Annotated in this window: 14 protein-coding genes; 6 read left to right on the forward strand and 8 right to left on the reverse strand. The window is 61.0% G+C overall.

Features of this window, described 5'->3' with window-relative positions; genetic code table 11:
- Position 1: 1 nt before the first annotated feature.
- On the reverse strand, positions 2–1,234 hold the full coding sequence (locus LGH70_RS10695) for a M16 family metallopeptidase (protein ID WP_226185363.1): 1,233 nt from the start codon (positions 1,232–1,234) through the stop codon (positions 2–4).
- A 253-nt stretch (positions 1,235–1,487) separates the two neighbouring features.
- Positions 1,488–2,531, reverse strand: coding sequence for a glycosyltransferase family 9 protein (locus tag LGH70_RS10700; RefSeq protein WP_226185364.1), 1,044 nt, complete (start codon positions 2,529–2,531; stop codon positions 1,488–1,490).
- Positions 2,532–2,705: 174 nt separating this feature from the next.
- Here LGH70_RS10700 and LGH70_RS10705 point away from each other — a divergent pair, with 174 nt between their 5' ends.
- A complete protein-coding gene (locus LGH70_RS10705; protein ID WP_226185369.1) occupies positions 2,706–4,004 on the forward strand; it encodes an aminopeptidase P N-terminal domain-containing protein in 1,299 nt (432 codons plus the stop codon).
- A 298-nt stretch (positions 4,005–4,302) separates the two neighbouring features.
- Positions 4,303–5,757: an OmpA family protein gene (locus LGH70_RS10710; RefSeq protein ID WP_226185372.1), complete on the forward strand. Its 1,455-nt coding sequence runs from the start codon at positions 4,303–4,305 to the stop codon at positions 5,755–5,757.
- A 397-nt stretch (positions 5,758–6,154) separates the two neighbouring features.
- On the opposite strand, the gene LGH70_RS10715 is transcribed toward LGH70_RS10710, so the two are convergent.
- The 5 genes from LGH70_RS10715 to LGH70_RS10735 form a co-directional block, all read right to left on the reverse strand.
- Positions 6,155–6,715 (reverse strand): DUF4252 domain-containing protein, encoded by a 561-nt coding sequence (locus LGH70_RS10715; RefSeq protein ID WP_226185374.1) that lies wholly within the window; start codon positions 6,713–6,715, stop codon positions 6,155–6,157.
- A gap of 68 nt (positions 6,716–6,783) precedes the next feature.
- The gene (locus LGH70_RS10720; RefSeq protein ID WP_226185376.1) at positions 6,784–8,310 is read right to left on the reverse strand and encodes a hypothetical protein; all 1,527 of its coding nucleotides are present in this window, start codon (positions 8,308–8,310) and stop codon (positions 6,784–6,786) included.
- A gap of 197 nt (positions 8,311–8,507) precedes the next feature.
- Positions 8,508–8,915: an EVE domain-containing protein gene (locus tag LGH70_RS10725; protein WP_226185377.1), complete on the reverse strand. Its 408-nt coding sequence runs from the start codon at positions 8,913–8,915 to the stop codon at positions 8,508–8,510.
- A gap of 115 nt (positions 8,916–9,030) precedes the next feature.
- On the reverse strand, positions 9,031–9,444 hold the full coding sequence (locus tag LGH70_RS10730) for a hypothetical protein (RefSeq protein ID WP_226185378.1): 414 nt from the start codon (positions 9,442–9,444) through the stop codon (positions 9,031–9,033).
- Positions 9,445–9,524: 80 nt separating this feature from the next.
- The gene (locus tag LGH70_RS10735) at positions 9,525–9,920 is read right to left on the reverse strand and encodes a hypothetical protein (protein WP_226185379.1); all 396 of its coding nucleotides are present in this window, start codon (positions 9,918–9,920) and stop codon (positions 9,525–9,527) included.
- Between the two features lie 207 nt (positions 9,921–10,127).
- Between LGH70_RS10735 and LGH70_RS10740 the strand changes: the two genes are divergently transcribed.
- The 4 genes from LGH70_RS10740 (at position 10,128) to LGH70_RS10755 (ending at position 13,676) form a co-directional block, all read left to right on the forward strand.
- On the forward strand, positions 10,128–11,870 hold the full coding sequence (locus LGH70_RS10740; protein WP_226185380.1) for a DNA polymerase/3'-5' exonuclease PolX: 1,743 nt from the start codon (positions 10,128–10,130) through the stop codon (positions 11,868–11,870).
- Entirely contained in the window at positions 11,870–12,853 is a 984-nt protein-coding gene (locus LGH70_RS10745) for a glycosyltransferase family 9 protein (protein WP_226185382.1), read from the forward strand. Before LGH70_RS10740 ends, LGH70_RS10745 begins: the two co-directional genes overlap by 1 nt.
- A gap of 93 nt (positions 12,854–12,946) precedes the next feature.
- Positions 12,947–13,402 (forward strand): OsmC family protein, encoded by a 456-nt coding sequence (locus tag LGH70_RS10750; protein WP_226185383.1) that lies wholly within the window; start codon positions 12,947–12,949, stop codon positions 13,400–13,402.
- Between the two features lie 10 nt (positions 13,403–13,412).
- The gene (locus LGH70_RS10755; protein WP_226185384.1) at positions 13,413–13,676 is read left to right on the forward strand and encodes a UBP-type zinc finger domain-containing protein; all 264 of its coding nucleotides are present in this window, start codon (positions 13,413–13,415) and stop codon (positions 13,674–13,676) included.
- Between the two features lie 79 nt (positions 13,677–13,755).
- On the opposite strand, the gene serS is transcribed toward LGH70_RS10755, so the two are convergent.
- Positions 13,756–15,030 (reverse strand): serine--tRNA ligase, encoded by a 1,275-nt coding sequence (gene serS / locus LGH70_RS10760; RefSeq protein ID WP_226185385.1) that lies wholly within the window; start codon positions 15,028–15,030, stop codon positions 13,756–13,758.
- Positions 15,031–15,331 lie beyond the last annotated feature (301 nt).

Genomic DNA, 15,331 nt, shown 5'->3' on the forward strand with positions numbered 1-15,331 from the left:
CTTACTCCGGCAAATACTGCAGCACGCTCAGGTTGTCTTCGCGCAGCACGTCATTGGCCAGGTCGCGCAACTCCTGAGCCGTAATCTGCCTGATCTGGGCGAAGACCTCGTTGATAGATTCCACGCGGTTCAGGTCCAAGGTGCTTTTACCCAGCAACTGCATCATGCCGCTGTTGCTTTCCTCCGACATGGCCAGCTGGCCCATCAGCTGCTCTTTCACTACGTGCAGCTGAGTGGTGGTCAGCGTCTTTTCGCGCAGCAGCTTCAACTCCTTGTTGACCAGGGAAATGGTGCGGGCCACCTGCTTTTTCTCGGTGCCGAAGTAAATGCCAAACAAGCCCGTGTCGGTGTAGGGGCTGTAGGTCGAGTCGATGGTGTAGACCAGGCCGTACTTTTCGCGCACGGCCAGGTTCAGGCGCGAGTTCATACCGGGCCCGCCGAGCAGGTTGTTCAGCATGAAAAACGGAATCCGGCGCTTGTCACTAATGGCGTAGGCTGGCCCGCCGATGATGCAGTGGGCTTGGTTGATGGGCTTCCGCTCGGTTTGCTCCACACGCTGGAAGGCCGTGAACGGCGTGCGGGGCCGCGCGCCCAGCTTGGCCGGCAGCGGGGCCAGATACTTATCGGCCAGGCGCTTTACTTCCTTGAACGGCAAGTTGCTCACCGAGCTGAAGGCCAGCCGGTCGGTGCGCACGTTGTCGGTGAGGAACTGGAAGAAGTCCTGCTGCTGAAAGCCCGACACACTCTCGCGGGTTCCCAGAATGTTGTGGCCCAGGGAATGGTTTGGGAAAATCACGCCGTCGAAATCGTCCACAATGGCGTCTTCCGGGGCGTCCTGGTACATGCTCATTTCCTCCAGAATCACGCCGCGCTCCTTCTCGATTTCCTTTTCGGGAAACACCGAGTGGAAGGTCAAATCGGTGAGCAGCTCGAAGGCCCGCTCGAAGTGCGTGCTGAGCAAGGAGGCGTAAAAGCAGATTTTCTCCTTGGTCGTGTAGGCGTTCAGCTCGCCGCCCACAGTTTCGAGGCGGTTCAGAATATGGAAGCTCTTGCGCTTTTCGGTGCCCTTGAAAGCCATATGCTCCCAGAAGTGAGCCAGGCCCAGCTGGTGCAGCTTCTCGTCGCGTGAGCCAATATCCAGCAGGAAGCCGCAATGGGCAATTTTGGTGTGCAGTACTTGTTTATGCAGAACCCGAATGCCGTTGGGCAACTCGTAGAGGTCGTAATCAGACATTAGTTGGGGTCTTGGAAACGTAGGGCATAAGGGCGCGGACTTTGCCCGGCCCTAAAAGATAATAACCAGCTAGTCCAGCCGTGGGTTTCATCCCCGGCAAAGGTAGGGATGGTTAATGTGCGAAGGTGCGAATGTGAGGAATGTGTGAAATGAGTTTGATGTGTTATGGCGAAGAACGAGGCCCTGACACATTGGTCATATTTTTCACATTTACCACATTAAAAATTAGTACATCAGCACATTATTCACCGTCTCACAATTTCACCATTTCCATTTCTGCTTCGGCCAGGGCGCTGAGCAGCTGGCTGGTTTCGATGCCGTGGGCGCAGTGGAAGTGGTTCAGCGGGCACTTGCGGTAGCCGTGCAGGCCGCAGGGCTTGCAGGCCAACTCTTCCGGCAGCTCGACTACCCGGGAAAACGGGCTAAGCGGACCAAAGCCGAAAAACGGCACTGTGGAGCAGTAGATAGCGCAGGTGGGCGCGCCCTGGGCCGAGCACAGGTGCATGGGCGCCGAGTCGTTGACGTAGTTGAGCACCGCCCCGCGCATTAGGGCCGCCGAGGCCAGCAACGACAGTTTGCCCGCCAGATTTACCACGCCGGGCCGGTTGCTGGCTTTCAGCAGTGCTTCGCACTCGGCCACATCGGGCGGGCCACCCAGCAGGAATACGGTGTATTTTCGGGGCAGCGCGGCCAACAGCTTCAGCCACTGTTCCCGCGGAAACTGCTTGGTAAACCACACTGATGTGGGCGCGATGCACAGATACGGTCCGCCCTGTGCCAGCTGCGCCGCCTGGGCCGCGGCAGCTTCGTCGGTGGCGCTGGGGTAGAGGCGCGGCATGGTCAGGGGCCCGTCGTAGGCCGGGTCGAGCAGGTGCAGGTTGCGCGACACCTCGTGTACGCCCGGCCCAATCACGTGGGGAATGGCGCGGGTGAAGCGGAAGGAAAACGGGTTCTTGTCGAAGCCCATGCGTTCGGGTGCCCCCGAAAAAGCCGTCAGGAAGCCCGTGGAGGCAAAGCGCTGCAGGGTCACGACGCGCTGGTAGTCGGCCTCCCGAATGCGCTGCAGCAGGTGCCACAGCCCGCGGTACTTATCCTGCTTCTTGTCCCAGACTAGCACCTGCCGCACATGCGGGTGATTTTGCACCAGGCCCTCATTGCCCTTGCGCACCAGAAAGTCTACCGGCGTATCGGGCTCGGTCTGGTGCAGGTGCTCCAGCAGAGCCGTAGCCAGGATAACGTCGCCGATAAAGGCGGTTTGAATCAGCAGAACGGCGCGGCGGGCAACAGGAGTGGGCATAGACGAGTAGCAGTTTGCAAAGATACCGCCTTGCGGCCCAGGTTCAAGCCGGGAGTCATAAAGCGCGCGGGCCGCGCAGATTGCCGGGCGCCGGTTCAGCGGGTGTGGCCAATCTATTTAACTTGCAGCCGACCCGCCTGCCGCGCGTCTTTCTCGCCCAACAACCTTTCTTCTATGCGTTACGGTCCCATCGATCCGCAGCTGTTTATTCAGAATCGGCGCAATTTCGTTCAGCAGCTGCCCCCGGCTTCGCTGGCCATCTTCCACTCCAACGATACCATGCCCACCAACGCGGACGGGACCATGGCTTTCCGCCAGAACAACGATTTGTTCTACCTCTCGGGCGTGGACCAGGAGGAAAGCGTGCTGGTGATTTTCCCCGATGCCAAGCTGCCCCAGCACCGCGAAATCCTGTTTCTGAAGGAAACCAGCGACCATATTCTGGTGTGGGAAGGCTACAAGCTCACCAAGGCCGAGGCCCGCGCCCAGTCCGGGGTAGCCACCATCATGTGGGTCGACTCGTTCGAGTCGGTGCTGCCGGCCCTGATGAACGAGGCCGAAAACGTGTATCTGAACTCCAACGAGCACATCCGGGCCGTGGTGGAGGTTGAAACGCGCGACGCCCGCCTGGGCAAAAAGCTGCGCGCCGCCTACCCGCTGCACCAGTACCGCCGCGTGGCTCCCATCATGCACCAGCTGCGCGCCATCAAGAGCGAGGAGGAAATCCGCCTGATGCGCGAGGCGGCCAACATTACCGAGAAAGCCTTCCGCCGCCTGCTGGGCTTCATCAAGCCCGGCGTGTGGGAATATGATATTGAGGCCGAAATCCTGCACGAGTTCGTGCGCAACCGCAGCCGCGGCCCGGCCTATGGCAGCATCATTGCCTCGGGCGCCAACGCCTGCATTCTGCACTACGTCAGCAACGACCGGGAGTGCAAGGACGGCGACGTGCTGCTGATGGACTTCGGGGCCGAGTTCGGCAACTACGCCGCCGACCTGTCGCGCTCCATCCCCGTGAACGGCACCTTCACCAAGCGCCAGCGCGACGTGTATGAAGCCGTGCTGCGCGTCATGAAGTTCGCTACTTCCCGCCTGGTGGCCGGCAACAACATCGAGGATTACCACGCCGAGGTGGGCCGCAGCATGGAGCAGGAGCTCATCAAGCTCGATTTGCTGAATGCCAACGACGTGCTGAACCAGGACCCGGCCGCGCCGCTCTATAAGAAGTACTTCATGCACGGCACCAGCCACTACCTGGGTCTCGACGTGCACGACGTGGGCTTCAAGTACCGCGTGTTCGAGCCGGGCATGGTGTATACCTGCGAGCCGGGTATCTACATCCGGGAAGAGGGCCTGGGCATCCGCCTCGAAAATGACATTCTCATTACCCAAACCGGCAATGAGGATCTGATGAAAAATATCCCGCTGGAAGCCGCCGACATCGAGCAGCTGATGGGCCAGAACCGGGGCTGATCGTCCTGGTTGATGCCTGCCAATATCCAAAGAGCCGCCCGTGTACCGGGCGGCTCTTTTCGTTTGTGCCTGTTCCGGGTAGAGTTAAATATTCCGGATTCTTTACAAATTTTTTTAGGCCCCGCGACTACCTGTAAAGCAGGCAGAAAGCATCGGGTAAGCCCCTCCTAAAGTGCAGTTTCGCTATGTAGGGGCAACCTTCTGCGGGCTAAAAAGTATAGGCGGGTAGCTATGTTTGCGCATGGCTGTCTTCGTTATATCCACAACGGGGCTGATTTTCCATCCTAATTCCGTTCTTATGAAACGTTCTCTAACCTATTCTCTGGCCCTGGGACTGACGCTGCTGGCGGCGGCCCCGCGTGGGCACGCCCAGACGGCCGACCGCAAGACGGCGGTGAGCCTCTACGGTAGCGTCTACCAGTATAAAGGCAGCCTTGGCTCCGACTTTTTTAAGAGCGGCAACAACCATTTCGGCCCCGGCATCAGCATCAACCGCTACCTCACGCCCGGCCTCGACCTGGGGTTGCAGGGCGCCTACGTGGAGCTGAAAGACAGCCAGAGCCCCGCCACGTTCTTTAATACCAACGTGGTAAACGTAAACCTGGCCCTGAAGCTGAAGCTCAACAACGGCTGGGCCCTGAAGGAAGATGCCGTGGTGCAGCCCTACCTGCTGCTGGCGCCCGGCATTGCCTACACCAGCCGCGAAGGCTCGGTGCGCGGCCAGCGGATTGACGAGGACAAAACCTACTTCGATGCCTTCGGCGCGGCCGGTATTAACTTCCGTATTAGCGACGCGGTAGGCCTGTTCGTGCAAACCGGCCAGCACATTCCGCTGAACGCCAACATCGACGGCGAGCCGAACCGCGACGACGACAAGATTGATGACCGCTACCTGCAGCACACCGCGGGCCTGACCATTGCTTTTGGCAAAGCCAAAGACACGGATGGCGACGGAGTGCCTGACCGCAAAGACAAGTGTCCCGACACGCCCACCGGCGTGGCCGTGGATGAGAACGGCTGCCCCCTTGATGGCGACCAGGACGGCGTGCCGGACTACCAGGATAAGTGCCCCACCGAAAAAGGCCTGGCCAACCTGGAAGGCTGCCCCGACCGTGACAACGACGGCGTGCGCGATGGCGACGACCAGTGCCCTGATACGGCCGGCAAAGCGGAACTGAAAGGCTGCCCCGACGCCGATAACGACGGCGTGCGCGACCAGGACGATAAGTGCCCCGACACCCCTGCCGGTACGCAGGTAGATGCCAGCGGCTGCCCCCTGGTGCTCGATAAAGACAATGACGGCATCCTCGACAACGTGGATAAGTGCCCCGACACCCCCGCTGGTACCCGCGTCGACTCGAACGGCTGCCCTCTCGTCGTTGACCCCGCCATCAAGCGTCTGGAAGTGCCCGTGCGCTTCAAAACCAACAGCACCGTGATTGAGCGCAGCTCGTACCCGGCCATGAACCGTATTGCCCAGGCTCTGAAAGACCACCCCGAGTATAGCCTGCGCATCATCGGCCACGCCGACAGCCGTGGTACCGATGAGTACAACCAGGGCCTCTCGGAGCGCCGCGCCGAATCGGTGAAGCGCTACTTCACCGGCAAGCAGGTCGACGCTACCCGTGTCATCACCGAAGGCCGAGGCGAAGGTGAGCCCGCCGCGCCGAACACGTCGGCCGCCGGCATGTCGAAAAACCGCCGCGTCGAGTTCAAGTTTGAGTTCGTCGTAACGCCCGCGCCCACGATGTAAATCGTAGTTGTCGGTACACATGAAAGCGTCTCCCCGGTCTGGGGAGACGCTTTTTTTGTGGTTATGAGAAGGCAAACCCGCGGGAAGGCCCGCAGTCGGTGGCTTCAGCGCCTTTCGCGTCCTATTCCGGAGGCCGAAACAGCCGCTTGCACGTGGCAGAAGATGCTCTGGACTTTGGAGGATTGGGAAACGGCGGCCGGGCACCGTGCCAGCACCCGGAATAGTGCCTGGCAGCCACGCAGGACTCATCTTATATTCTGAAATAGCCCTGCTGCCATGAGCAGAAAGCTTGTGAGAAAGAGGGGCCGGGCAGGTACTTTGCCAAGGAGTATGAAGACAAAAAAGGCCGGTCCATAGCTATGGACCGGCCTTTTGCGGCTCAGAGGTAAACGGAGCCTTACTTAGCCAGCTCGCCGCTTACGTTGGGCAGAAACTTCACCAGCTTCTCCACCTGACCTTGGGTGAAGTCGCCGGAAATGGCCACGAGCATAAACGATTCGGGGGCGCCCTGCACGTTGCCGGCGGCTACTACTTCCTTCACTTTGTCGCCCGATTGGCGGGTGGAGTAGCGCATCACGGTGGTGCCGGCTTCGCTCGTGACGGGCAGAGGCGTGTACCGCTCGTTGGCCAGCAGGCCGTCCAGCTCCTTGTTCAGGCCCTCGGCTACCAGCTCCCGGGCACTGTTGGAAGTAGGCGAGAAGGTCAGCACTTTCACGCTACGCACCGAGGATATGGCCTGGCTCAGCTCGTTGTCGCCGCCCAGGTTGCCCAGCTTCAGGAGCAGCAGCCGGGTGGTGAGGCCCGCCGACCAGTCGGTGGCTTTGAAGCCGGAGCGGTTTTCATACTTGCTGAAGAATTCGGCCACAGTGCGGGCGGGGGTGCCGGGGCCACTGGTGCGGCAGCTGCTGGCAGCCAGCAGCACAACGAGCACCCAGAGAGTCAGGATTCTGTTTTTCATAGCGTAAAAAAAGAGCAAAAAGATCAAACTGCTCTTTCCATACGCAGGGCCGGGCCCGCCGTTGGGGCTTAGTTGAAATCCACGGTGTTGATAAAGAACACGTCCCGCCCGTTCCAGTTGGCACCGCGCACGTGCTGGTAGCCGAAGGCCAGGAAGCGGCTGCCGTACCAGGCCTGCATGTCGGTGTGGGAGGTGCTGGTCGATTTTTCCTTCACGCCCGGGGTCAGCGTGGTCAGCACGGGCACCTGCAAATCGTTGGGCGAGGCCGCGGTGCGGTCAATGACTTTGTAGTAGATGCGGTGCTCATCAAGGTAGGTGAGGGCGTAGCGCCGGTTGTCGGCCAAGGGCCGGATGCGCACGGTTTCTTCCAGTTGGTACCGTTCGGCATTCTTCAGCACAAAGGTATTGTCCCAGAGCAGGGTGCCGTACCGGTCGAAGCCGCAGACAATGGCGTGGGTGGTGCGGTAGCCGTCGAAGTTGCGCATGCTGGCCATCATGCCGAAGCCGTAGCTGTTGTAGCGGTACTGCGGATAATACACCTCGGCCACCAGCACGTAGCCCTCGGGGCTGGGTATCAAATCGTGCATGAGCAGGCGGTAGTGCAGACGCATCTCGCGGGCGGCGGCCTGCCGCCGGGCACTGCGCTGCCGCAGCCGGGCCTGACGGTTGGGGCTCATAAAGTCGAAAAAGTGCTTCAGGTGCAGAAAATCGTAGAAGCGCAGCGGTGGCCGGGTGCCCGTGGTGGTCAGGCCCTGGGTGAGGTTGGTGGCAAACAGGCCCTGGGAATAGCGGTTGTCGCGCAGGGTGTAGGTGCCCGTCATCAGGCGTGAGGAGTCGCCGGGGCTGAGCTGGGCCGTGAGCAGGCTGCGGTTGCTTTCGGCCTGCACAAACTCGCTGTGCACCAGCTTGCCCTGGGGCGAAATCTGCTTGACCTGCAGGCGCGACTTGAGCCCGTTGGTCTGGCTTACCACGAACTTTACCTGGTTGGCAACCGAATCGGCCAGAAACGTGAGCTGACTTTCCAGGGGCTCGTACACGGCCGGCAGAAACGTAAACTCGCCCGAGCGCAGGTTGAGCAGCAGCACAGTCAGGTGCTGCTCTATCTGCACCGTCACGAACAAGTTGCCGTCCAAGGCCTTCATGCTGTAGATTTCGTGCTCCAGCTTGGTGTCGTAGGTGGTAGTGCGAACTTCGCCCGTGCGGCTGTTCAGGGCCGCTACCCACAGCTTGTTGCTCAGGAAGTCGTCGTGAAACAGGGCGTACACCATCGTGCCCTCACCCGCCATCTGGGCCAGATAATACCGGTCGGGAACCTCCACGGGCTTAATCCAGCGGGTGGCAAGCTGATGATCCAGCTTCTGAAAGGTGAAGGAGCTTCTGCCCGTGAACTTGGGCTCTCGCTCCACCAGCAGCACCACGCTGCTGTCTTCGGGCACGGCCAGCACCTGCACGTCGCTCGAGGAGGACTGCAAATCCAGCTCGACCCGCGCCGTTTGAGTGGGAGCCTGCGGCGGCAGGCTCTGGGCGCAGCTTCGGCCCGGACAAAAAACGCCCCAGGCCAAGAGCACAAAGAAGCTGAGTAGGGTTGGTTTCATAGCGGGGTAAGTCAGCTCGGCCGTAACGTCATCGGACCAAGGAAGATACGATGAAGCCAACAGATAGTCACTGGCCGATGCTAAACAGATGCAGCAACGCGCGAGTTTCCACACAAGACCACTGACAAACAGCGCTACAAAACGCAAAAAAGCCCGGCGCCTGAGGTGGTGCCGGGCTTTCGGGTAGGCCAGAAGTATTAGCTGCCCAGCTCCAGCAGCACGTCAAATTCCTCGGCCCGCAGGGGCATCACGCTCAGGCGCGACTGGCGCAGCAGCCCGATCTGGTTCAGGCGCTGGTCCTGCTTGATCTGTGCCAGGGCCACGGGGCGGGCCAGGGCCTGCTGGGGACGCAGCTGCACGGCCACCCAGCCGCTGCCGGCTTCGGCCGTGGCATCGGGCGCGGCGGCCTGCCCCACTTCGGCAATGCCCACCACCGTTTTGCTGGTCACGCTGTGGTAGAACAGCACCAGGTCGCCGGGCTGCATCTGCTGCAGGTAGTTGCGGGCCTGGAAGTTGCGTACACCGGTCCAGTCGGTGTGGCCGTCGCGGGTGAAGTCGTCCCAGGAGTAGGCGCTGGGTTCAGATTTTACAAGCCAGTAATTCATAAAAAGCAAAAGGGTAAGCCAAAGAACAGCCCGGCAAAAGAAAACTGAAAAATGTTCAGTTCCACCTTTGCCGGGCTGTTAACCCGAAATTCCGATAGTTGTTCGCGGCCGTGCTTTACTCGACCCGGCGCACCTGCAGCACGTCGTTTTGCAGGGAGAGCAGCTGCAGGCCGTAGCTGCTGCTTTGCCCGCTGGGCGTGATGCGGTAGGTGCGGTGGTCCTGCGTAGTCCAGAGGCCAGGGTAGATGGCTATGCCGTCGGTAGGGGAGGGCCCACGGCCCACAAACACGCCGTCGGGGTCGAAGCGCAGGCCATTGCGGGGCCAGGCCGTCGGAAAGGCAAACGTGTCGGGCCGGTAGATTTTCACGTCGCTGCCCGCCTGCTCTTCCTCCCACGATTCAAGCCAGTTGCGGCCCTGTACCTGGGCTTCGAAAGTGGCCTGGGTTACAACCGGGCTGGCCGAATCAGACTCTTTTTTGCAGCTGCTGAGCAACAGCGCGGCCGAAGCCAGGAAAAGGAAAAAGCGCATAGGGGCAAGTATGTGGCATCAGATATATAAGCCAGATAGTATTCCTGCGCCAAAGGTTGCACCCAGGGGCCGCTACTTTCTTACTGAACGCGGCGCACCTTCAGCAGGCCGTTTTCCAATGACACGATTTCGAGCTTGTAGTCGGGCTCCTTCTTGTCGTCGAGGCTGATGAGCAGGGTGGAGCCGTTTTCGGTTTTCCACTGGCCTTTATGGCCTTCCAGCCCATCGGTAGGGGCAATGTCGTACTGGGTAAACAGGCCGTTGTGGTCGAACTGAAAGCCGGTGCGGCCGCGGGAAGGCGGAAAGGCGTAGGTGTTGGGGCGGTACACCTGCACGTCGCCCTGGTCTTCCTCGTGGGCGTGCAGCCAGGTGCCTTCCAGCTGCTTGAGCTTGGGCGAAGAGGCGCGCGAATCGGAATTGCAGGTGCTAGCCAGCAGAAATAAACTCATGGAAGCCAACAGAACGAGTAAGCGCATACAGACAAACGAAAAAGGAAGAAAACGTAGCCGGAACCCCGCAGAGGGCCGTAGGAGCGAATGTACAACTTTGGCCCGTACCTTTGGCCCACCGCCGCTTCCCGGTTTTTGGCGGGTGGTTTTTCGTTTTTGGCTGTTTCGCTACGTGCCAACCTCCCAAAACCACCTCTGAAAATCACCAACTAAAAACCACTAACCGCCTTGCTCGTGGACAACCGCGCCCTGATTCGTGCTTTCCGCCTCGCCGCGTCGCTCATGGAGCTGCACGACGAGAATCCGTTCAAAATCCGTGCGTACGAAGGCACGGCCGCCACGCTGGAGCGCCTGGAGCTGCCCGTGGCCGACATGGACCGCACCGGCCTGCCCGACCGCACCGGCCTGAGCAAGACGGCGGCCGGCAAAGTGGCCGAAATGCTCGACACGGGCACCTTTGAGGAGCTGCGCAAGCTGCTGGAGATTACGCCGCCCGGCGTGGTGGAAATGCTCAATATCAAGGGCATTGGGCCCAAAAAAATCCGGGTGCTGTGGCGGGAGCTGGGCATCGAAAGCCCCGAGCAGCTGCGCGAGGCCGCCGAGCGGGATGAAGTGAGCAAGCTCAAAGGCTTCGGTAAGAAAACTCAGGATATGCTGCTGGCTGCCCTGGAGTTCAACCAGGAAAGCCGCGGCAAGCTGCTGTATCCGCAGGCCGAAGAATTGGCCGAAGACCTGACGGGCCGCCTGCGGGCCGCGTTGCGCACCGAGTCGGTGGCCGTGGCCGGGGAAGTGCGCCGCCGCCTCGAAATCGTGGAAACCATTGTGCTGGTAGCCGCCACTGCCCAGCCCTGGCAGGCCCACGAGCTGCTGAACAGCCTAGAAGGATTAACGGCTGATGCGCAACACTCGGGGCCGTTTGCCTGGCGCGGTACGGCCACGGCTTCGGGCGTGAAAGTGGAGGTGCACCTGGCCAGCAAGGAAAACTACGTGAACCAGCTGTTCCTGCTTTCGGCCGCTGAGGCTCACCTCTCCGAGCCGCTGACCACCGGCCGGGCCGGCTCGCTACGCCAACTGGTGAAGCGGGAGAAGTTCTATCAGGAAACGGCTATCTACGAAAAGGCCGGCCTGCAATACGTGGAGCCCGAGCTGCGTGAAGGTCTGGGCGAAATAGCCCTGGCCGAGGCGAAAAAACTGCCCGAACTGCTCGTAGATGCGGACCTGCGCGGCTCTTTGCACAACCACAGCACCTACTCCGACGGGGCCCACACCCTGCGCCAGATGGCCGAGTTCCTGCGCGACAACGGCTACGAGTACCTGGGCATCTGCGACCATTCGCAGGCCGCCCACTACGCCAATGGCCTGAGCCCCGAGCGGGTGCGGCAGCAGCAGCGCGAAATCGACCAGCTCAACCAGGAGCTGGCGCCGTTCCGCATTTTCAAGGGCATCGAGAGCGACATTCTCGGCGACGGCAGCCTCGACTACTCAAACGAGATGTTGGCCAGCTTCGACTTCATCGTGGCTTCGGTGCACAGCAACCTGCGCATGGATGAGCGCAAAGCCACCGAGCGGCTCTTGCGCGCCATTGCCAACCCATATACCACCATGCTGGGCCACCCCACGGGCCGGCTGCTGCTGCGCCGGGAGGGCTACCCCATCAACCACAAAGCCATTATCGACGCCTGCGCCCAGCACAACGTCATCATCGAAATCAACTCCAACCCCTGGCGCCTCGACCTCGACTGGCGCTGGGTGCGCTACGCCCTCGACCAGGGCGTGAAGCTCAGCATCAATCCTGACGCCCACCACACCAACGGCTACGCCGACATGCGCTACGGTGTGATGATGGGCCGCAAGGGCGGCCTGACCAAGGACATGACCTTCAACGCCCTGGGCGCCGAGGAAATGGCCGCTTACTTTGCCGGGCGCAAGGCCAGCATCAAGCCGCCGCTGGAATACAAAGACTCGCTGTTCGGGTAATGAAGATTCTGGTTCTGCGCTTTTCTTCCATCGGCGACATCGTGCTGACCACGCCCGTGGTGCGGGCCCTGAAGCAGCAGGTGCCCGGCGCGCAGGTACATTTCTGCACCAAGCCGGCCTACCGCAGCATCATCGAGCCCAATCCTTACGTCGACAAGGCGCATTACCTCACGGGCACGCTCGGCGAGCTGGTGGCCGAGCTGAAGGCTGAGCAGTTCGACTTCATCGTGGACCTGCATAACAACCTGCGCACCAGCCTGCTCAAGCTGCGGCTGGGCGTAAAGTCGGCCAGCTTCGACAAGCTGAACTGGCAGAAGTGGCTGCTGGTGAATGCCAAAGTGGATCTGCTGCCGCGGGTCCACATCGTGGAGCGCTACCTGGCCGCCGCCGCCGCCCTGGGCGTGCACGACGACCGGCAGGGCCTCGACTACTTCATCCCGCCCGACCAGGAAGTAGACCTTCACACGCTGCCCAGCGGGTTTCAGCGGGGCTACGTGGCCTTTGCCATCGGGGCCCAGCACGCCACCAAGCGCCTGCCCACCGAACGAATCATCGAGCTGTGCGCCCAACTCAAGCGTCCCATCGTGCTGCTCGGCGGCCCTGAGGACGAAAGCACCGGCCACATCGTGGAGCAAGCCCTGGAAGCCGAGCCCGGCGTCCTCATTTACAATGCCTGCGGGCACTACTCCCTGAATCAGTCGGCCTCTCTGGTGCGGCAGGCCCAGCTAGTCGTCAGCCACGATACGGGCCTGATGCACATTGCGGCGGCCTTTCGTAAGGAGATTTTCAGCGTGTGGGGCAACACCGTACCCGAGTTTGGCATGTACCCTTACCGCACCGAGTTTCGGGTGCTGGAAGTGCGCGACCTGCCGTGCCGGCCCTGCTCTAAAATCGGGTATGGCAAGTGCCCCCAGGGCCACTTCAAGTGCATGCGCGACATCCAGTTTGACCTGGGTCTGCCGCCTACCCTCGACGGACGCTAGGCGGAACTATTGCCGGGCGCTGGAACATGGATAAGCAAATGACTATTTTAGTTTGCCCGTAGGCAACCAGTGCCCGGGCTTTAAGCAAACCGTATGCTACCAGATAAGCATGTGCTCGTGCGCGTCGGCCCCGAAGCTCTGCAGGCTGATGTGCAGGCTGGCCGCCACACCTATATCATCGACGAGCCCACCGAAGTAGGGGGCCAGGACCGCGGCCCTACACCCTACGACCTGCTGCTCAGCGCGCTGGGAGCCTGCACCGCCATTACCCTGCGCCTGTATGCGACCCGCAAAAAGTGGCCCCTCGAAGGCATAGAAGTGCGCCTGAGCCACCAGCGCGTGCATGAGCAGGACTGCGAAATGTGCGAGCAGGCCGGCCAGATGCTGGAGGAAGTACGCAAAGAGCTGCGCCTCATCGGCCCGCTTACCGAGGAGCAGCGCCAGCGGCTGGAGGCTATTTCCCAGAAGTGCCCCGTGCAGAAAACTCTGACGAGCGGGCTGCGCATTACCACCCGGCTGGTGGCCGAAACCGAATTCCTGGATTCCTAACCCATATTCTATGGCTCTTTGTGAACACCTGGCGGCGCTGGAAACTTTAATTCTTGCCGCCGACTACAGTTGTGCCGAGTGCGTGGCCCTGAGCGACACCTGGGTGCACCTGCGCGTGTGCCAGAGCTGCGGCCACGTCGGCTGCTGCGACTCTTCCCCGAACAGGCACGCCACCAAGCACTTTCGGGCCACCCAGCACCCGGTGGTGCTATCTGCTGAACCCGGCGAGCAGTGGGCCTGGTGCTACGCCGACAACCAACTGGCCGAGTACTAGGAAGCCTTGCTCAACAGCAAAAGCAAAACGCCCCGCTGTCGGCCGACAGCGGGGCGTTTTGCCCTAGGCTAAGCTAGGCTCAGCCGATTTTGCTGAAGCCGCAGTAGCTGTGCAGCACCTCCGGCAGCCGAATCCCGTCCTCGGTCTGGTTGTTTTCCAGCAGGGCCGCCACGATGCGGGGCAGGGCCAGGGCCGAGCCGTTGAGCGTGTGCAGCAGCTGGGTTTTGTTGTTTTCCCCGCGGTAGCGCAGCTTCAGGCGGTTGGCCTGGTATGTTTCGAAGTTCGACGCCGAGCTTACTTCCAGCCAGCGGCCCTGGGCGGCGCTCCACACCTCCAGGTCGAAGGTCAGGGCTGAGGTGAAACCCATGTCGCCGCCGCAGAGGCGCAGAATGCGGTAGGGCAGCTCCAGCTTCTGCAGCAGGCCTTCGATGTGGGCCACCATCCCATCCAGGGCGGCGTAGCTGTGCTCGGGCTGGGTTATCTGCACGATTTCCACCTTATCGAACTGGTGCAGGCGGTTGAGGCCCCGCACGTCGGCACCCCAGGAGCCGGCCTCGCGGCGGAAGCAGGGCGTGTAGCCCGTGTTGCGAATAGGCAGCTGGTCGGTAGCCACGATTTCGTCGCGGTACAGATTGGTAATCGGCACCTCCGAGGTCGGAATTAGGTAGAGGTTGTCCTGGGCGTCGTGGTACATCTGACCTTCCTTGTCGGGCAGCTGGCCCGTGCCGTAGCCGCTGGCCTCGTTTACCAGAATCGGGGGCTGTACTTCATCGTAGCCCGCGTCGCGGGCCTGGTCCAGGAAGAAGTTGATCAGGGCGCGCTGCAGCCGGGCGCCCTGGCGCTTGTATACTGGGAAGCCCGCGCCGGAAATCTTGTTGCCCAGCTCGAAGTCGATGATGTCGTACTTCTTAATCAGGTCCCAGTGGGGGAGGGCACCGGCGGATAGCTCGGGCTTCACTCCGCCTTCGCGCACTACCTCATTGTCCTGGGCGGTGCGGCCTGCCGGTACGCTGCTGTGGGGCAGGTTGGGCAGCTTGTACAGGGTTTGCTGCAGGGCTTCTTCCACCTGCACCAACTCATCGGAGTGGGCTTTGGTTTGCTGCTTCAACTCGGCGGTGCGCGCCTTCAGGGTCTCGGCCCCGGCTTTGTCGCCGCTTTTCATCAGGCCCCCGATCTGGCGGGCTAGGTCGTTGGCTTCGGCCTGGGCCTGGTCGTGCTCGGTTTGCAGCTGCTTGCGGCGCTGGTCGAGCTGCAGAATAGCGGCTACATCCGCCTCCGCCGTTTTATAGTGTTTTTTGGCCAGCCCCGCCAGGACCAGCTCGGTATTATCTCGCAGAACAGAAACTTGCAGCATAAGGCAGAAAACGCGGTTTTGAACAAGGGCAAAAGTAGGTTTTTTTGAATAGGCTTTCGGATAAAAGCACGATAAAGCCGCCCGGGAAAGGAAGTGCTGAATCGGGTAGGTGGTTTGCTACTGGTTAGTCATCAAAGGCTTAGCGCACCAATTGGCCGCTGGAAATAGCTGTGGGTGGTGCAGCGACAATGGCTTTGCACTATTCATCTAAAAAAAATGTATCTCATTTGGCGGTTCGGGCGTATTACGCTAACATTGCGTAAGCAAGCCGGCCGCTGATGCCGGGTCCGCAGCCATTCTC

The organism is Hymenobacter nitidus (assembly GCF_020447315.1).
In the GTDB taxonomy this organism is placed as follows: Bacteria; Bacteroidota; Bacteroidia; order Cytophagales; family Hymenobacteraceae; genus Hymenobacter; species Hymenobacter nitidus.